Genomic DNA, 18700 nt, shown 5'->3' with positions numbered 1-18700 from the left:
TTGTTATGAAAAACGGCCAATTAGACAACCAACTTCACTGGTACAAAGATGCCATCATATATGAGTTGCACATCAAAGCGTTTCGCGATGGAAATGGCGATGGGGTGGGCGACTTTGAAGGGCTGCTTCAAAAACTTGATTATTTACAGGACTTAGGTATTACCGCCATTTGGTTACTCCCATTTTATCCTTCGCCCCTTCGAGATGATGGATACGACATAGCCGACTATTATAACATCAATCCGGCATACGGTAACATCAAAAAATTTAAACGCCTTCTTAGAGAGGCACATAAACGCGGCCTAAAGGTAATAACTGAGCTCGTTATCAACCATACCTCGGATCAGCATCCGTGGTTTCAACGAGCGCGAAGAGCTCCTAAAGGCTCCGGACTTCGAAATTATTATGTGTGGACCGATGATCCCAATCGGTACGCCGATGCACGGATTATTTTTCAAGACTTCGAAAGTTCCAATTGGTCGTGGGATCCAATTGCTCAGCAATACTATTGGCATCGATTCTTTCATCATCAACCTGATCTTAATTACGACAACCCCTTGGTGCAAAAGGAAGTGTTCGATATTCTAAATTATTGGTGCGCCATGGGAGTAGACGGCTTTCGATTGGACGCTGTCCCTTACCTTTTTGAGCGAGACGGCACTAATTGCGAAAACCTACCCGAAACCCATGCCTTTTTAAAGAAACTACGGGAGCACATAGACCTGCATTACCCAGGCACCCTTCTTTTAGCGGAAGCCAATATGTGGCCGGAGGATTCTGCCGCTTATTTTGGAGCGGGAGACGAATGCCACATGAATTACCATTTCCCCATTATGCCGCGGATGTTTATGGCATTACAGATGGAAGACCGATATCCTCTGACCGATATTTTTGAACAGACGCCTTCCATCCCTCCTACTTGCCAGTGGGCAATTTTTCTGCGGAACCACGATGAACTTACATTGGAAATGGTAACCGACGAAGAGCGTGATTATATGTACAAGGTTTATGTCAAGGATCCTGTAGCCAGAATTAATTTAGGGATCAGGCACCGATTAGCCCCTTTATTAGAGAACAATCGAAAGAAAATTGAATTGCTTAATGCCTTATTGTTTTCATTACCGGGTACTCCCGTAATCTATTACGGAGACGAAATAGGCATGGGCGACAATTACTATTTGGGCGACCGAGACGGTGTTCGTACCCCTATGCAATGGCATCCCGATCGTAACGCAGGCTTTTCTGAAGCTAATCCGCAACGATTGTACCTCCCGCTCATTCTAGACCCTGAATATCACTATGAATCAGTCAATGTTGAATTACAATCGCGCAACACCTCTTCTCTACTTTGGTGGATGAAACGAATGATCAGCACTCGTAAAAAGTATAAGGCTTTTGGTCGTGGCGACATTCAATTCGTGTACACGGAAAACGCTAAAATTTTAGCCTTTACAAGAACATATGACAATGAAATTATGCTCGTAGTGGCCAATTTGTCCCGCTTCTCGCAGGCTGCGGAGCTATTTCTAGAGACTTACAAAGGGTTTGCCCCGATCGAAATTCTAAGTCGCAACCGCTTCCCTGTCATAAAGGAAGATATACCCTATTTTTTCACATTAGGCCCTTATGCAAGTCAAGTGTTCTTACTCGAAAAAGCACATCCCGAGCTGGCGGATGAAGCAAGATTACATTTAATCGAGATAGACGAGTGGAAAGAGCTGTTAGACGAGCCTGTTATCGAACAACTGGAAAACCGTATTCTACCGGATTACATCATGAAATTACGTTGGTTTGGAGGGAAAGGCAAGGGACCTGAAAATTTCCGAATCATTGATCACGCTACTATTGGTTTGGAAGAAGGAACCGCCTTTTTATTGCTTATCGAGGTATCCTATCATGATGGCTTACCGGAAACCTATCAATTGCCTGTAGCTTTCGGCAAGGGGCAATTTTCCTATCGTTTACAAGACAATTGCCCGCAATCAGTAATCGCCCATTTGAAAGTAGGCCACACGGAAGGCGTTCTTTATGACGCCATTTATGGAATTGAGTTGCAGCATGCCATCATCGCCAATATGGTTGGTAACCGACACATAGGTCAAAAAAACGGACAAATAAGCTTTTTGGGAAACAAAAAAGTAAAAAAACATATCAAGGAAAATCCAAGGCCCAGGCCTCGTGTATTGAGTGCAGAGCAGAGCAATACTTCTATTATTTACGATAATACGTTTTATCTTAAAATCTATCGAAAGGTCGACGCAATCATTAATCCCGACGTGGAAATGATCGCCTATCTTTCGGGAACGGCTCGGTTCAAGCACGTCCCCGCTTATTTAGGTAGAATACAATGGGAATTTAAATCAGGCCATACGATGGTTTTAGCCATGATGCAGGAAATGGCCGTAAGCAACAGTGATGGATGGACTTATATGCTCGATCGCTTAAACGATTTCAATGAAAGGGTATTGTCTCACGCTGATCCCAATTCACTGCTGGAAGAAGTAAAGGGAAAGCTATTACTTCCCTTAAATTTTGATGAGATACCCAACAACATGAAATTGCTGCTGGAAGGCAACCTTGCAGAATTGGTAAAGCTGTTAGGTATAAGAACTGCCGAAATGCATCTCGCTTTAGCAAAACCAACGGAACTACCCGAATTTAAACCTGAGCCCTTTTCGCTCCATTACCAGCGCTCCCTATATTCCTCACTCCAATCACTGGTGCGAGCAAGCTTTCAGAGTCTTCAAAAAAATATGGAAAACCTAAGTGCAGAGGTTCAGGAAGAAGCAAAAGAAGTGCTGTTACTCCGCGAGAGAGTCCTCAGTACCATGAAACGTATCTATCAGCATCGAATAGATGCTGTCAAAACCCGAATTCACGGAGACTACCATTTAGGTCAGGTACTTTTTACGGGCAAAGATTTTTTAATACTCGACTTTGAAGGCGAGCCGGCTCGAAGTTATAGTGAACGGCGCTTGAAGTTTTCGCCCTTACGTGACGTAGCCGGTATGTTGCGCTCCTTACACTACGCTGCCTTCGGCAGCCTGCTTCTTGATAACCAGATCCGAGAGGACGACATCAAAACGCTAACTCCATTTATCGAGCAATGGTACCACTATATGAGCGGCTTTTTCATGCGTGCCTACCTTGACAAGGTTAATGAAGCAGCATTTATACCAACCCGGTTGGAGGATCTACAAATCATGATGGACGTATATTTGCTACAAAAGGCCGTATATGAACTGAATTATGAGATTAACAATCGTCCCGACTGGGTACTAGTTCCGCTCCGAGGCATTAAATCCATTTTAAAAGAAGTTTAAGGCATAAAATCAACGATCATGAACACCGCTCCGCATACCGACCCTAAGTCACGTTTCACCGCCTTTGATCTCAGTTTGTTTAAGGAGGGCAAACATTACCAGCTTTATGGTAAGTTGGGCGCTCATCTTGTCAGCGAAACGGATGCACAAGGAGTTCACTTTGCTGTGTGGGCGCCCAATGCCGAACAAGTTTCCGTTGTCGGCGATTTTAACCATTGGGATCGAACGGCTAATCCGATGGGACGAAGACCTGATGATTCCGGAATATGGGAGCTATTCATTCCCGATCGGTTGGAAGGTGAGTGTTACAAATACTATATTAAAGGATACAATGGCTACGAAGTGGAAAAAGGCGACCCCTACGCGTATGCTTGGGAAGAACCGCCGCGGACGGCATCACGAATTGCCCACTTAAACTATGCCTGGCAGGATGAGTCGTGGCTAGAAAAACAAAGGCGCACCGATATCTTCACCGTTCCATTGAAAATTTATGAAACGCATATTGGTTCATGGAAACGCCACAACGATGATCCCACAAGCTTTTTAAGCTATAGCCAGTTGGCTTCAGAACTACCAACTTATTGTAAGGAACTTGGATTCAGCCATGTCGAGTTTATGCCCGTGATGGAACATCCGTTTTATGGCTCCTGGGGCTATCAGGTTGTGGGCTACTTCGCACCAAGCAGTCGATATGGATCGCCACAAGACTTTATGTATCTCGTAGATACGTTGCATCAGCACGATATCGGTGTCATACTGGATTGGGTACCCTCACACTTTCCAACAGACGAGCACGGTTTAGGCTATTTTGATGGCACCCACCTCTACGAACACGCCGACCCCAAGAAAGGCTTCCATCCCGACTGGAAAAGTAGCATCTTTAATTACGATCGAAACGAAGTGCGTTCTTTTCTGATCTCCAATGCCCTCTTTTGGTTAGAAAAGTACCACATTGATGGCCTACGTGTCGACGCCGTTGCTTCTATGTTATACCTCGATTATTCGCGAGTCGAAGGCCAGTGGATTCCGAATAAGTATGGAGGTAGGGAAAATTTAGAAGCTATTCAATTTCTGCAAGAGCTAAACGAGGCCGTGCATCTATATTGTCCACGGGCCTTTACAATCGCAGAAGAGTCAACCGCTTGGCCTAGAGTAACAGCCCCCGTACAGCTTGGCGGTTTGGGTTTCGATTTCAAGTGGATGATGGGTTGGATGCATGATACCCTATCTTACTTTCAAAAAGACCCTCTTTATCGTCGTTATCATCAAGGTCAATTAACCTTCAGCATGGTTTATGCCTATTCAGAAAAGTTTATTCTTCCTTTATCGCATGACGAAGTAGTGTATGGAAAAGCATCTTTGTTAAAGAAAATGCCGGGCGATGCCTGGCAACAATTTGCTAACCTTCGTTTATTATACGCTTTCATGTACGGACATCCGGGCGGAAAAATGATTTATATGGGTGCTGAGTTTGGTCAGTCGCACGAATGGAAACACGATGATGGTTTAAGCTGGGACGAATCTCTTGGAGCGCCCAATCGGGGGCTCGTAGCGTTTATTCAGGACTTAAACAAGCTTTATCAAACCGAACCGGCGATGCATGTACACAATTATGATCCCGCGGGTTTTGAGTGGAATGCAATAGACGATGCCGTTAACAGTGTTATCAGCTGGATTAGAAAAAGTGATGAGCAAGATGATAGTCTTTTATTTGTAGCTAACTTTACGCCCGTAGTGCGTAAAAATTACCGCATAGGTGCACCCAAAAAAGGATTTTATAGTGAAGTCCTTAATTCAGACAATCTCAAATATCATGGAAGCGATGTGTTAAACGATGCAATTATTGAAACTGCCCCTATTCCTTATCATGGTCGGACACATTCTTTGTCCCTAATATTACCTCCGCTCGCTGTGATTGTGTTGAAATATCAATATGACGAATAATCTGCTATGCGCGGCTTAGCTCAATAAAGCTTTGCGTATGGTACCGTATCAAATTATCGATAAAAAGCCCTTTGTTATCTCACGACAGCAAAGGGCTTTTGGAAAAAATACTAAAAACAACACGTCACATAGATAAAAACAAGAATCCTACCATTATTACAGTTGCGGGTAGGTAACCTATATTTTTTTATTGTCGTTAATCTGGCAAAAAAAACCACGATGTCATCTCGACAACGTGGTGGCACTAAACTTTACAATTTAGAAGAAAATTTATTTATCTATAATGTTTGCCATCAAAAACAACTTCCTTTAGCTGTCCTTCGTGATCGACAAGCACTTGCTCCAATCTATATATCCCTTCCTTATTAGAAGCCAATAACTTCACTTCCTTCACAAGCGACTGAAATACACCGTCTCCTTCCAAGGCTGCTCTAAGCGAAGCGGTAAGGTTTAGAACAGCTTCATTTTTCGTTGTTTCTTTTTTAAGCACCATTATTTTTGGGTTTACGTGCGAACTGCATCTAATCTTAAGAAATTCTTGATACCATAATGTTCATGCAGCCATTGCTTTTAGGTACTACTGTTAGAAAAACAGGAACATTCGTTCCACTTAATCGGGTGCGAATAACACGCCTTTCCCTGTTCGTGATCGCTGCATTCACCACCTGATGATGATAGGCAGGCAAGGAGGCACATAAGACATCCCAGACATTATATCCTCTAACGCTCCTTTGATCACAATTAAGTAATTTAGCCGCTGTATAATCGATATCCAGAATCATTAGACGCGGGTCTACGTCTAACGAGCCTGAGTCACCAATCGGTTTCCACCGAATGCCGCCTCGCGGCCGTGTAGGTGGTTCGCTTAAAGAAAGTTTATTCATGTTTATAAGTAACAGGTAGGTAAGCTATTGCCAAAATCGTTCCAATAGAGGCGCACACCATAGGTGCCCTTAGTCAAATCTTTCTTCTGCGTCCAATACAAGGCCGCTACCACTAAGCATGATCTATAAAGAAGACAGACGTGATTTTTTTTTAGAACAGCGGCACCAATTTATTGGTCAGTCGGTTTTTGCATATTACCCATTCGCTCCGTTGCCGCTTCGTCCGTACTTAAGTTTCCGATGGCGACTTGCATTTTGTTTTTAAATCCGGCGACCACCATATCTTCTCCTTTCATGAGCGCCTCGTAGCCTTTTCTGGCAACGAAAGCTGGATCTGCCAACTCCTGCTCTTGGACAATCTTTGATTCTTCCATATCTGCTTTCCTAAAGAAATCGGTATCGGTTGCTCCGGGTAATAGCGACGTTACCGTCACGCCGGTATCCTTCAATTCGCTACGGATTGCCTCGCTAAAGAAATGAACAAAGGCTTTAGTACCATGATACACCGCCTGATAAGGGCCGGGAATTTTGCCTGCTATTGACGATAAATTTAAGATCTTACCATAACCTCGTTGTACCATATCCTTGACAAAAAATTTGCTGAGCACGACACAAGCACTAATATTTAGATGTATGATGTCCAACTCGCGCTGCAATTCCGTTTCTATGAACTTTCCATACACCCCTTGTCCGGCGTTGTTTATCAACACATCGATATCAATGCCATAAGCCTTCACTTCCTCGTATACAGAAAAGGGAGCATCCGGGTTAAAGAAGTCGGCGACCACCGTAATAACCTCTCTTCCGTTAGTACGTAATTCTTCGGCAGTCTGAACCAGCTCCTGCTCGTTTCTAGCCACCAACACTAAATTGTAATCATTCTCTGCAAACAACTTTGCCAGCTCCAAGCCAATACCGCTGGTCCCGCCGGTAATTAAGGCGTATCTTCCTGTATTTTCTCTATCGTTCATAATATCAACACTTTACTTGTTCCTTTTTTTATTATCCATGTTACTATTGCCGATCGATTCATCTTCATCGAACGACTTTGGTTCCTTCTTACCTTCCTTTTCCGTCGCTAATGCGGAATCCCCGACCGATTCATCCACATCAAACTGGGTGGGTTTCGGTGTTGGTTCTTTTTCATGCTTTTTCATTTCCCTAAATGTTTATGGTTATTCCTTTATAAGTAAACCAATATGTTGCCAATCTCCGTTTGCGTTCTATTACACCATACAGGGTAGGTAAAAAACAACGCATCGATTTTGGTATGGATGCAGTGTCCTAATTAGCAAATTGATGTGTTTATTTATCAAGGCAATGAACAGTATTGCTTGGGTTTGGCTTATGTTTCCACGCGTTTCCACATAACCGAGGTAGAGGCCGAGTCGGTCTTAAAGAGCATAAAAAAGGCCCGGTAATGTCCAGGCCTTTTAGCATCTCTTAATCATTACCGGACGTTTTCACGATTTTGTTGTAAATCCCTAAAAGTAGGAAAGGAGCCGCCCATTGCCCTACGAAAAGAGCACTATGCTTGCATCCCATGCATTTTAAGGTTAACGATGCGCCCATCGAAACGACAGCAGCTGCCAAAAAAACTGTCGATGGGATCTTTGCCGTTTGATTTTCGATTTCCTTTGTGTGTTGCCCTTCGTCGGGCGTTCCAAAATTTGCCATAACTGCATGTTTTTAAAGTAGATATTAAAACAACGACCTAAATCGCTTAAAGTTTTTGAAAATTTCATTTAGCATATCAAATGCTCAGGGAACTCCCGGGGCCGCCCATTTCGTCAACTAAAATAGCTCCTATGCTATCTTTGCTCGCTCCCATTTTTATTGAACATTGTGTCCAAAATATTGCCACGGTTATGAATTAAGAGCCTATTTATCTTAAGTGAAAACCGATACCGGTCAACGACTTAATTACACACTTGTTACACATTCTGTAGAATTCAGGCTTGTGTTGAGAATAATGGCGCAGCTATTGTTGCAAAACTATAAGCTAAAGACAAAGCCCATTTTATGGAAAAGAAAGTTGTTATTCTTGAGGACGATGCCGACATTCGCGAAATCATCGAATACATTTTAGTAGAAGAGAAATTAGCCGTTCAAAGCCACGCACGGGCAGAGAGTTTTTGGAAGGATGTTCAAGATAATCACGCCGATCTCTTTTTGTTGGATGTGATGTTGCCTGACGGAAACGGGATTGACATATGCAACCAACTGAAAGCCAATCAATCTACCTCACATATACCCATCATTATTATGTCGGCGCACCATCAACTCATGGGCGATGGTAAATGCCCCGCAGAGGATTTTATCAAAAAACCATTTGATATTCACGATTTTGTACAACGAATTCAGAAGCAGCTGTTGTAAATACGATCAGGTGGCAAACCAACGAATGACTTAATTAGCTTTGAGCAGTGAATGGGATAATAGAAATACTTCCGTTTCTTTCTAAAACGGCATACTTTATTTGGTTCAACTGTTCCAGCCCATGATTAAGACGAGCTGCTTCCATAATATCTTCTTCTTCCACACCTGCTCGCTTCATTCGCTCTTTCAAAGGTTGACCTTGATCAATTAATATCAGGGGTGTCCCTTCCAGCATCTTATCCAACCGTGGAAAACGCCCCTTAAATTTGCCCAAAATCATATCGAGCCCGATCAGCACCGTAATGAGAATCAAACTATTCGTCATTGAAAAATCTTCGCCCAACAACGCTTGTTGCGTAGCTTCTCCTATAATTAATAGCAAAACAAAATCAAAAGTTGTCGTCTCTGCTAAACTACGTTTGCCCAATACCCGAAAAAGTACCAGCAAGAAGAGATAAATGGCAATACCTCGTATAATTGGATTCATCGTATTTAAGGATAAATAAACTGATTGATTTGAAAATTGTGGTGATTAACTTCCCATGTTCCCTTTGCGCTCCCCGGTTTTTGTGCATGCAAATAGAAATGGAGAATAGTTTCCCCCGTTTTATCAACGTTAAAAGTATAAACGACCTTTCCGTCGGAAATGATGCTCTCATTTGCCTCCGGTACTATCTTTTCGATTTTAAAACAATCGAGGTATTCAATTGGAATAGCTATCTGCACATTGGCTTGATTCGAAAGACGAAGGCTAACATCCATCTCTTTCTGATACCGTAGATAACGTTCATACTCCACTGTGATATCCCCGTTTACTATTTTTCGGGCACTTAAGGGCCCTTCACCGAACAACCCAAGAGCTGTCAAAATCATTAAAATCAAGATGAGCAGACCACCCACTTTTTGGGTCTTCCATCCCTTTATATGCAAGGATAGATCTTCTTCGAGTGTTAACGAGTGGTTTACTCTTTCAATTGCATTGTTTGCGCTCATATCTTTTTTTAAGCTACATACACGATTAGCCCGCCGATGCCTACGTTCACTTCTCAAAAAGATCGGCTTTAAATAAACAGAAAACAAACCCGATTGTTCTACCACTTATCAGTGGAATTTATTTTCGCCCGTATGACGTCAAATAGATTTCCAAGGCCTAACATCGTCTCCAGGTATCCTTTACTTTTTGTTCGGGCTCTTTATCCTTTTTCCAAAACTGTATCATTTATAGCTTGTTACTAAAGGGTAGCAGATTGTTGCTATCGGAAAAAATTAAGTTATGAAAAAGGATAAAAAAGCGGTCGACGCTGAAAACGAAGAAAAAAGGCAACACGCAGAGGCGAAGAAGAAAATGGATCAAGAGTTAGACGATGAGATCGAACAGAGCTTTCCTGCCAGTGATCCACCCTCCTATTCACAGCCACATCACCATAAAAAGAGCTAAAAATCAAACGCGGATGCTGCTAACAGGGTAGAACCTGCGTAACAGCGCCAATGTATAAACCTCTTCGGATATGGATTTCGATGGTACAACAAAAAGTAGATGTCTGTCGCTTTCTTGCCTCATTGTTGTATATAAATCAAAACAATTAAAAAGTAAGAGCGCTGGCTCCCGTCGCACCATGAGCTTGCCAACTAACTGCAGTAATTTGGCCAATGTTTTGAATTTCTTCTGAGGGTAAACCAAGGGCACAAGCGCGATCCTATGAAGAAAGAAGAAATAAAATTGACGGACATACAACGTATCCTATTTGGAGAAACGCCCGCGGCCTTTATGCTAGAAGTGTTCATACGGACGATTATTATTTATTTGGCCTTATTGCTTGTCCTCAAACTATTAGGAAAACGCATGACGGGGCAGTTGACGATAGCGGAAATGGCGGTGATGATTACCATGGGTGCCATTGTGGCTGTGCCTATGCAAATCCCCGATCGAGGAATTGTACAAGGGATAATCATACTGCTGCTCGCGGTCGCTTTTCTACGGGGCCTTAATTATCTTTCGTATAAAAATCACGAGGCGGAGGATGTTATACAAGGAAAAGTAAACCTACTCGTAAGAGACGGAATAATCGATTTACCAACGCTGCAAAAAATGAATATCTCCAGGCAGCAATTATTTTCCAAACTCCGAAATCAGAAAATATTCAATTTAGGGCAAGTGGATCGCGTTTATTTAGAAGCCTGCGGACTCTTTAGCGTTTATCAACATCAGGGTAAAAGAGCGGGCCTATCCCTTTATCCACTAAATGACCTGCGCTTATCCGATACACAATACAACGACGGTGATTACGCTTGCTGCAGCTGTGGCAAGGTAAGTAGGACCCAACAAGATCCCTGTGCCAACTGTGGAGCTACCGAATTTATCCAAGCCATTATTTAATATCCGATGAAAAAAGAAGACATTCAACTTGGCGACTGGCTGAGAGTATTTATAGGAGAGGCCCCAGGTGCCTTCTTTATTGAAATCGTTATCCGCACCATTGTTATTTATGCGATCCTTATGATCGGCTTCCGTCTAATCGGCAGTCGTATGGCAGGCCAGTTAAGTCGCACCGAACAGGCCTCCCTTGTCACCTTAGCCGCTGCTATTGGGGTTCCCATTCAGTCACCGGAACGAGGTATTCTCCCAGCCATTATTATCGCGATCGTAGTCGTTTTTTTTGGCCGTATAATCGCCAAGCGAGCCAGTAAGAGCGAAAAATTCGAGCGCATTAGTCAAGGTAATATCGATACGTTGGTTGAAAACGGAGTCCTATGCCTGCAAAATATAAGAAGCACTACATTGACCCGAGAACGCGTTTTTGCACAATTGCGTTCCGAGCATATCGTTCATCTAGGTCAGGTGAAAAGACTTTACATTGAGCCCAACGGCAGCTTTACCTTAATTGAAAATGAAGACGACCTCGCCGGTTTATCCATTATTCCTGCGAACGATACGGCTTACCTACATCGCTTTCAGCTTACCGATCAAACCGTCTGCGCTTACTGTGGCTTGGATCAGGGCAAAGATACAAGCTGTAAAAATTGCGGGAAGTCCAGTTGGGTGCAAGCCATTTATCGAAGTGAAAAACCGAGTCGCGAAAGTTCTTTCTAAAGCCGGCTACAAATGCGATACAATATCAGGCTCAAGTTGTCTACAGCACCTATCTTCGCAAAAATTTTTTCTTTTGTCTCATCGATCAATCTTTTATTGCTTGTTAAACGTTTCGAGATTTCCTTTGTAGTATAACCCTCGATTAATAGATCCAGTACCTCATTTTCCTGATCGGTTAAGGCAACGTTAGGATTAAATGCATCCAAATAATTTTCGTAAGGTGCCAAACGTTCAAAAAACAAAAAGGGTAAAGATGGATCGATAAAAAAGTTGTTTTTTTTAACAACCCTTAAAACCTGCGGAAAATCATCTAAATTAAACGTACTGGAAAGATAACCATGCGCACCTAGTTTTTTAAACAGGGCTGGTCTTTGTAGGTTCGAAGCAATATCATAAACTATTACTTTCAATCCGGAGGCAACCGCTTGCTGAATGCAATTTTGCCATCGTTGATTTCCGTACTGATCCACAAAACAAAGCAGTAATTCCGTGCTCTTCGGTAAGTCATCCAAGTGTTGCCCGGCAAATACAACGTCTAAATCGTGTTTTTCGAGGGTCTTTTTTACGCCTTCCCGATGGATCGGATTATAATCTACGACAGCAATCTTCATGTTTCAAATTTAACTAACAATTAAATACTGTCATAGTAACAAAATTATAGTCATTGTAGTTTCTTTCTTTAAAAAAAATGACTTGGGAAAAACCGTGGAATTGTTTAAAGTCAATTACACACTGTAGTGATTAATGGTATTAATGAAATGGTCGATATCGAAAGGTTTTTCGATAAAATCGCGCACACAATGCTCCGTTTCAACTAAATTGCGCCTACCGTGTGCTGACATGAGTACGACTGGAATGTCCTTCGTTTTTTCATCCCGATAGAGCTCTCGACAAAGATCGACACCATTCCCATCCGGCAACATGATATCTAGCAAAATGAGGTTCGGTTTATTACCTTGTATACGTTGCCTAAACTCTTTTACATTTGCACAACTTTTCACATCAAATTGTTCATTAACCAATAGATATTCCACTAATTCTCTTATATCTTTGTCATCTTCTACAACGATTATTTGTTTCATGTATGTAAACTGATTAGTATCTTTTGACTTCATTCTTAGAACGGGTTGGCTCTTATTCATCAGGTTAGACAATAATAAGAACATGCTTAACGCTCATGTTTTCAAAAACAAGAAGAAATCCGTATTGTTTTAGCTTACACGAAAAAAAATTAGCTGTAGGTAATGATCTCCCCCAACCAATGTTTGTATACCTAAAAAAGTAATTCTATATTCCTATAGAAAAAGTCGTAAGTTTTGCTAATTTAGTTTCTGAAGATAAACCGGGATCTTAAAACGCTACACGATGCTATTTTCAAAACTTCGCCTCAAATGTTTCTATCTATCTTTTGCGATTTTTCATATCCTCTTATGCGCGAATGCCCAACAGAAAGACAACAAGCCGGAGCGAGTTGCCTGGTTTCAGGATTTAGCCTTCGGTATGTTTATTCATTGGAACGTAGACGTCTCCTTGGGTGGTGTTATTAGTCACTCCCTAGCCGGTGCATCGGACGATTATGTGAATCGCTACATCGAAGAGCTTCCTCATTTTTTCAACCCGAAGGAGTTTAATCCCGACGAATGGGCGATGATGGCCAAATTGGCAGGCATGAGATATGTAGTATTTACCGCAAAGCATCATGCCGGTTTCTGTATGTTTGATACCAAGACAACGCCCTTTAATGTAATGAATACGCCTTATAAAGGGGATATCACGAAGCAGCTTATTGACGCCTTTCGAAAGCAAGGCATCGCTATCGGCATTTATTTTTCGCCGGAAGATTTTTATTTCCTTCATCGCCAGAAACTTCCTTTAGGTCGCTTACAGCATCCTATGCATTATCCGGCAAATAACAAAGCCTTATTTGACTATGATAAAGCGCAGTTGAAGGAATTGCTAACCCATTATGGAAATATCGATATCCTTTTCATCGACGGCCCGGGAGATGGACTTCGCGAATATGCCTGGAGTATCAATCCTGATCTGGTGATTACGCGCGATCTGATGAAAACACCTGAACAGCATATTCCTGACGCTCCCTTACCTCGTCCTTGGGAAGCCTGTTATACGATGGGCACCGACTGGCAATACAAAGCCACCAATGATCCACATAAAAGCGGTACGGAGATTATCAACATGTTGATTGAAATTCGGGCGAAAGGTGGTAATTTTCTATTAAATGTAGGCCCTAAACCAAATGGATCCATGCAAACAGAACAAGAGAACCTGCTTCGTGAAATTGCCTTATGGAACTTTGCCAACAGAGAATCAATTTATGAGGTCAAGCCCTTGCCAACTATACGTGATGGCGACATCTGGTTTACTCAAGCAAATAATGACGAGACTATTTACGCATTCGTTACACGTGAAGAGCCATCCGATTGGGCCTATGGCGCCCGGAGAAACTTCTTACTTCCCTATATCATCGGAAGTGAACAGACCAAAGTGAGTATACTGGGTTACAAAAGTGAGCTAGTTGAGTACCAAGAAGGGTTATCAGCAAAAACAATAGCTAGCACAAGCCCGGCCGGCCTCGCTGTGAGTGCTGTCAATGGGCAACGTTTCTACACCAACAACCAATGGCCCAATCCAATTGTACTAAAAATTGAGCATGCACAGTTTAAAACACCTGCAGCTCGAAAAGTAGAAAAGTCAGCAATAGACGGTGCCAAGTAAAGTCAGATCAACCCTCATCGGCTGTTATTCCTTCTCGGGTCACGATAATCGGCTCGATGGTGCCATCGGGCCTGTAGGAAAGGAGGTCGAGGCAGACCGACCGTCTGTGACTGCCTCCTCCTTCTAAAGCTCCATTATGATAAAAAAAATAAGATTTTCCTTGAAAATCAAGTGTCGCCGCACGATTCGTTTCACAGTTATAGGGCATCTTATTGATAACTCCTTTGAAATCCCACGGCCCATGCACGGTGGGGCTCATGGCATAGGCTATGTCTTCCGGAAAACCATAACCATACATCAAGTAATACCATCCATTCCGCTTAAAGACGTGTGCCCCTTCCCCAAATGCGGGGACATTCACCACTTGGATGTCACTGTCCAACTCGATCATATTCGCCTTCAACTTCGCGTAATAACAGGTCGTATTTCCCCAAAATAAATAAGCTTGTCCGATGTCATCGATGACCACACTCGGATCCAGGTTTGCCTTTTCCGTTGTGGGACAGGGTAACATATCGCCGGTAATCAGCGCCGACCCTTTAGCATCGGTAAATGGACCTGTTGGCCTATTGGACACCGCTACACCGATTGCTTTTCCGAAAATTGATCGATGGGAAACGGCTACATACCAGTAAAAAATGTGATCACGACACACCACATTAGACGCGAAGGCATCACCCGAAGCCCAGGAAAAATCGGTCGCCTTTAGTGGAGTCGGATGCTCTTCCCAATTCATTAAGTCGTTCGAAGAAAAACAGCACCAATCGTTCATTACATAATCATCAACTCCAGGAGGCGGATCATCATGCCCGGTGTAGAGGTAGACGCGATCACCGTAACTTATAACTGTTGGATCAGCTGTATATTTATGTTTAATAATGGGGTTAAAGAAAGCCGTCATAGCCACACCTTGCTGTTCCCAATAGAAACCTCCGATTCTTGCTAAAAGTTTTGCATAAAAGAAATTAGCGGTATTTACTTCTCTTCGTTCTCATCAATGACCGGTCTTTTCCGCCAATAATTAGCCAATAAAGATCCGGAAATATTCATCCATGGACTGAATACAGCAGCGGCTAAACCTACGGTTGCCAATTTACCCATACTTCCTGCTAAGCCCGATGCCATCCCACCATTTTGTAAACCTACTTCAAAAGCAATGGTGCGGGCGGAATTTTTATCTAATTTAAAAAGGCGGGCAAGCCAGTAACCGAAGAAGTAACCAGCACCATTATGCAAAACCGAAGCCAAAAATAAGAGCAGCCCCACTTGTAACAGATGCTCCCTGCCGGCAGCGGTAGTTACCGTGGTGAAATAAACAATGCCAAACATCGATACATAGGGCACTAACTGATCAATACGCTTAAAGCGGAGATAAAGAAGGTGATATAGTCCGCCCACAATAAATGCCCCCGTAAAAAAGTTCAGGACAGTCAAAGATTGGCCGGCCGGCACCGAGAAATGCGAGGCTAATAAATCCCATAAAAATAGCACCTGCGAGAAGAGCCAACCGGCGCAGACGAGTCCGATGACGACCACAAGCTTCTTTCGTGCGGGCTTGGCCGTTTTGAGGTAATCATGTAACAGGGCCGCTCCTATAGGCACGATGACGATCTGTATAATTTCCAGCATCATCGGCAAAAATTTCACTTCAATCAATGTCCCCGCCAGCAAACGCATCAGCAAAGGCGTTAAAAAAGGAGCCGCCAGCGTGGCCATGGCCGTAACCGTTACCGATAGAACCAAATTTGCCCGCGCTAGGTATACCATCACGTTGGAGGCCAATCCGCTCGAACAAGAACCGATAAGAATAATGCCGGCAGCAATTTCGTCATCGAAAGGAAACAGACGTGTCAATAAATACCCAACCAAAGGCATCACCGAAAAATGACAGATTAAGCCGATCAAAACTCCTCTGCCCGTACTACCGAGACCCGAAAAATCACGAATGCTCATTTGTATTCCCATACCGAACATAACGAGCTGTATAATGATTAAAATTAACCATTTATTCCTCAAATCCACTTCGCCCCATTGCGTAAAAGCCTGTGGGTAAATCATAGCCGAAACGACTGCGACAATAATCCAGGCTGTGTATTGGTAATTTCTCAGTATATCGATGCTTCCTATACCCACCGCTAGGCCCAAGGCGGTACAAACCGCAGCAGGCTGCCAGATGGCTTCGTTTTGCAACACAATCCCAAGTAATAGGAGAAGGGCGACAATGCCACTTATTCCCAAACAGGCTCTTCGTAAATGCATCATGAGCATCCTTAGACTAAGTTTGCAATATATTGGATGGCATTAGGAGGACTGGCTAAGATCGGTACCCCTTATCTTCATCTGCTAATGTATCAACCACTCGTGCCATACTAGCTTGGGCTAATAGAATAACATCCACTTCCTGCATCAGTTGACGCAATGCTTTTGCTACTAATTCATCGTGTTTAGCGGCATCACCACCCATTAAGGCTTCAAATGCGCCCTCACATAATCGTGCATTTATTTCAATTTCCTTTCCTGCCAAAGCAGCTCTTCGTTGCACCAGGTTGGCTGTTGGCTCCAGGGTAGTTCGGAGCGTTGCGATAACACCTATCCGTTTACCTTTCTGTACAGCCAGGTCGGCCATCGGTTGATCTACCCTAAGTACCGGCACCCTGACAGTGTCGGCTGCCGCCTCTACCGCAGCACCGATGGACGAGCAAGTAACCAGAATATAATCGGCACCTGAGTCTTCCGCGGAGGCGACATAATCGGCCACCCGCTTGGAGATGGAAGGCGTAAGTTTACCGCCTCGTGCAATAATATTCTTCACTAAACTATCATCTACAATATTGAAGAGGTTTACGCCCGGCAAATATTGCTGGCATAGTTGCTGAAAAACAGGAATCAACGTAGCCGACGTATGAATAAGTCCTAAAGTCTTTGGTATCATATCATAAAATATTTAAGAAGCGTTCGCGCCCCATAGCTTAATAAAATAATGTTCATCCCCTACTTGTCCACCCTTGAAATTAATTTCTATTCCATCCAAGGGTGTGTTAGGTGCGAAGGCCCGGCATAAAGGTGCACCGGGTGAAAACGGAGCAATCATCTCTACTGCTTCTATTCCTAAAGCACGCGCAACGAGGCTCGAGGTATCGCCTCCCGCTACGCCAAGACGTCCCAAATCAGTAGTCCTTGCAATATAGCGAGCAATTTCACCTAACACTTGCCCGTGAATGCGGGCTGTTTGTGCACTTATCTCCGTTTCGGCATATCCTTTTTGACGCAGCAATTCACGCGTTTCCGCGATCCGTTCATCCTCTTGACCTAAACTGGTATGCAGAATTACGGGAAAACCCGCTTCCATAAAAGCAAGCGTTTGTTCTATACAGCTGCGCATAAGCGTTTGTAAATCGGCTGTGGAATCAATAACAGAAGCAGGAACAGCGACTGCCCGAAAACCATGAAGAAGCGCATACTCGATTTGCTTCGCCGTTACAGGCGAGCAACTGCCTGAAAGCACCAAAAGCTTTCCGACACGGTTTAAAGCTGGCCAATCCACCGTTTGTTTTCCCAACCCCCTGTTCTTCCAATACATACCGAAAGCCATTTCTATGCCTGAAGATCCTATTGAAAACAGGGGGTTCTCCGGTGTGCCGTATGTATCCAGCACCTCGGCGATCGGCATTAAATCCGAAAGATGAAGAGCATCAAAAAGCACCATCGGAATTCCCTGGTCTAAGCATGCCTGCGTTTTTGTCCTAATTTCCTCCACCCCCTGATGAACCGATAAAATGTTCACCAAGCCAACAGGTAATTCCGTTTGTTTGGATAAATGCAAACGTAAATCCGCCTCTTGCATGGGTGTAACCGGATGGTAGCTGATAGCAGGGTGGCGATCCAGGCGATAAATATCGCCTCGACTACCGATTCCCATTTTGGCAAAAAGGTTACCGAATAAACAAAATCTTCCCAAAGGCGGGGCAGCCACCAATAAGGGAACAAGGCGGGGATTAAAGATACTGATCCCAACTTCTGCGGCCGTACCGATACTCCCTATTTGCGGCGAGGAGTCGAAGGTTGAACAAACTTTGTAATGCACATGTCGAACTCCCAATGCTTTTAAAGCAGCAAAGGCTTGCGACAACTCCTTTCCCATAGCCACCGGATTCATGGTTCGCGTCATCCCGGCAACACCAATAGCCTGTATCCCGGGATAGCGTGCCAACTGCTCAACGTTCGGCACATCAATAAATAATACGGTTTTTAACCCCGCCTGATTGAGACATTCTAAGGCGTCGGTAGATCCGGTAAAATCATCACCATAATAGGCGAAGAAGGGGGCCTGCATTGCATCCATG

At 43.5% G+C, this 18700-nt stretch carries 20 protein-coding genes; 7 read left to right on the top strand and 13 right to left on the bottom strand.

Annotated elements, in window-relative coordinates:
* The first annotated feature begins 5 nt into the window (after window positions 1-5).
* Window positions 6-3323, top strand: a complete 3318-nt coding sequence (treS, locus tag QT327_RS19400) for a maltose alpha-D-glucosyltransferase (protein WP_130856349.1) — start codon at window positions 6-8, stop codon at window positions 3321-3323.
* 18 nt (window positions 3324-3341) lie between these two features.
* On the top strand, window positions 3342-5267 hold the full coding sequence (gene glgB, locus QT327_RS19395) for a 1,4-alpha-glucan branching protein GlgB (RefSeq protein WP_130856348.1): 1926 nt from the start codon (window positions 3342-3344) through the stop codon (window positions 5265-5267).
* A gap of 274 nt (window positions 5268-5541) precedes the next feature.
* On the opposite strand, the gene QT327_RS19390 is transcribed toward glgB, so the two are convergent.
* From QT327_RS19390 to QT327_RS19370, 5 genes are all read right to left on the bottom strand, one after another.
* A complete protein-coding gene (locus QT327_RS19390) occupies window positions 5542-5760 on the bottom strand; it encodes a hypothetical protein (protein WP_130856347.1) in 219 nt (72 codons plus the stop codon).
* A 34-nt stretch (window positions 5761-5794) separates the two neighbouring features.
* Window positions 5795-6151: a nitrogen regulation protein NR(II) gene (locus QT327_RS19385; protein ID WP_130856346.1), complete on the bottom strand. Its 357-nt coding sequence runs from the start codon at window positions 6149-6151 to the stop codon at window positions 5795-5797.
* 170 nt (window positions 6152-6321) lie between these two features.
* A complete protein-coding gene (locus tag QT327_RS19380; protein WP_149105297.1) occupies window positions 6322-7122 on the bottom strand; it encodes an SDR family NAD(P)-dependent oxidoreductase in 801 nt (266 codons plus the stop codon).
* 12 nt (window positions 7123-7134) lie between these two features.
* The gene (locus QT327_RS19375) at window positions 7135-7308 is read right to left on the bottom strand and encodes a hypothetical protein (protein ID WP_165446985.1); all 174 of its coding nucleotides are present in this window, start codon (window positions 7306-7308) and stop codon (window positions 7135-7137) included.
* A gap of 286 nt (window positions 7309-7594) precedes the next feature.
* Entirely contained in the window at window positions 7595-7828 is a 234-nt protein-coding gene (locus QT327_RS19370) for a hypothetical protein (RefSeq protein WP_013665452.1), read from the bottom strand.
* Window positions 7829-8173: 345 nt separating this feature from the next.
* Here QT327_RS19370 and QT327_RS19365 point away from each other — a divergent pair, with 345 nt between their 5' ends.
* Window positions 8174-8530 (top strand): response regulator transcription factor, encoded by a 357-nt coding sequence (locus tag QT327_RS19365; RefSeq protein WP_013665451.1) that lies wholly within the window; start codon window positions 8174-8176, stop codon window positions 8528-8530.
* Window positions 8531-8564: 34 nt separating this feature from the next.
* Here QT327_RS19365 and QT327_RS19360 read toward each other — a convergent pair whose 3' ends face one another.
* Window positions 8565-9017: a DUF421 domain-containing protein gene (locus tag QT327_RS19360; protein ID WP_013665450.1), complete on the bottom strand. Its 453-nt coding sequence runs from the start codon at window positions 9015-9017 to the stop codon at window positions 8565-8567.
* A 5-nt stretch (window positions 9018-9022) separates the two neighbouring features.
* Window positions 9023-9523 (bottom strand): hypothetical protein, encoded by a 501-nt coding sequence (locus QT327_RS19355; protein ID WP_149105296.1) that lies wholly within the window; start codon window positions 9521-9523, stop codon window positions 9023-9025.
* Window positions 9524-9803: 280 nt separating this feature from the next.
* Between QT327_RS19355 and QT327_RS19350 the strand changes: the two genes are divergently transcribed.
* The 3 genes from QT327_RS19350 (at window position 9804) to QT327_RS19340 (ending at window position 11621) form a co-directional block, all read left to right on the top strand.
* Window positions 9804-9968 carry a hypothetical protein gene (locus tag QT327_RS19350; protein WP_289553782.1) on the top strand — a complete coding sequence of 55 codons (165 nt, stop codon included), beginning with the start codon at window positions 9804-9806 and terminating at the stop codon, window positions 9966-9968.
* 261 nt (window positions 9969-10229) lie between these two features.
* The gene (locus QT327_RS19345) at window positions 10230-10907 is read left to right on the top strand and encodes a DUF421 domain-containing protein (RefSeq protein WP_130856343.1); all 678 of its coding nucleotides are present in this window, start codon (window positions 10230-10232) and stop codon (window positions 10905-10907) included.
* Window positions 10908-10913: 6 nt separating this feature from the next.
* Window positions 10914-11621, top strand: a complete 708-nt coding sequence (locus QT327_RS19340) for a DUF421 domain-containing protein (RefSeq protein ID WP_130856342.1) — start codon at window positions 10914-10916, stop codon at window positions 11619-11621.
* Here QT327_RS19340 and QT327_RS19335 read toward each other — a convergent pair.
* Together QT327_RS19335 and QT327_RS19330 are read right to left on the bottom strand one after the other, a co-directional pair.
* Window positions 11618-12232 carry a LuxR C-terminal-related transcriptional regulator gene (locus QT327_RS19335; protein ID WP_130856341.1) on the bottom strand — a complete coding sequence of 205 codons (615 nt, stop codon included), beginning with the start codon at window positions 12230-12232 and terminating at the stop codon, window positions 11618-11620. The two genes, QT327_RS19340 and QT327_RS19335, sit on opposite strands and share 4 nt — an antisense overlap.
* Before the next feature lie 114 nt (window positions 12233-12346).
* Window positions 12347-12703 carry a response regulator gene (locus QT327_RS19330; protein ID WP_041388145.1) on the bottom strand — a complete coding sequence of 119 codons (357 nt, stop codon included), beginning with the start codon at window positions 12701-12703 and terminating at the stop codon, window positions 12347-12349.
* A gap of 283 nt (window positions 12704-12986) precedes the next feature.
* Here QT327_RS19330 and QT327_RS19325 point away from each other — a divergent pair, with 283 nt between their 5' ends.
* Window positions 12987-14357 carry an alpha-L-fucosidase gene (locus QT327_RS19325; RefSeq protein ID WP_130856340.1) on the top strand — a complete coding sequence of 457 codons (1371 nt, stop codon included), beginning with the start codon at window positions 12987-12989 and terminating at the stop codon, window positions 14355-14357.
* Between the two features lie 7 nt (window positions 14358-14364).
* Here QT327_RS19325 and QT327_RS19320 read toward each other — a convergent pair whose 3' ends face one another.
* The 4 genes from QT327_RS19320 to QT327_RS19305 form a co-directional block, all read right to left on the bottom strand.
* The gene (locus tag QT327_RS19320) at window positions 14365-15258 is read right to left on the bottom strand and encodes a glycoside hydrolase family 43 protein (protein WP_149105295.1); all 894 of its coding nucleotides are present in this window, start codon (window positions 15256-15258) and stop codon (window positions 14365-14367) included.
* A gap of 74 nt (window positions 15259-15332) precedes the next feature.
* A complete protein-coding gene (locus QT327_RS19315) occupies window positions 15333-16619 on the bottom strand; it encodes a bile acid:sodium symporter family protein (RefSeq protein WP_289553779.1) in 1287 nt (428 codons plus the stop codon).
* 52 nt (window positions 16620-16671) lie between these two features.
* Window positions 16672-17289: an aspartate/glutamate racemase family protein gene (locus QT327_RS19310; RefSeq protein WP_289553778.1), complete on the bottom strand. Its 618-nt coding sequence runs from the start codon at window positions 17287-17289 to the stop codon at window positions 16672-16674.
* Between the two features lie 12 nt (window positions 17290-17301).
* Window positions 17302-18699 carry a four-carbon acid sugar kinase family protein gene (locus tag QT327_RS19305; protein ID WP_289553777.1) on the bottom strand — a complete coding sequence of 466 codons (1398 nt, stop codon included), beginning with the start codon at window positions 18697-18699 and terminating at the stop codon, window positions 17302-17304.
* Window position 18700: the final 1 nt, after the last annotated feature.

This window comes from Olivibacter sp. 47, assembly GCF_030372825.1.
GTDB classification, from domain to species: Bacteria; Bacteroidota; Bacteroidia; order Sphingobacteriales; family Sphingobacteriaceae; genus Olivibacter; species Olivibacter oleidegradans.
The sequence above is the reverse complement of the archived record's forward strand: the minus strand, read 5'-3'. Positions and strand labels throughout refer to the sequence as shown.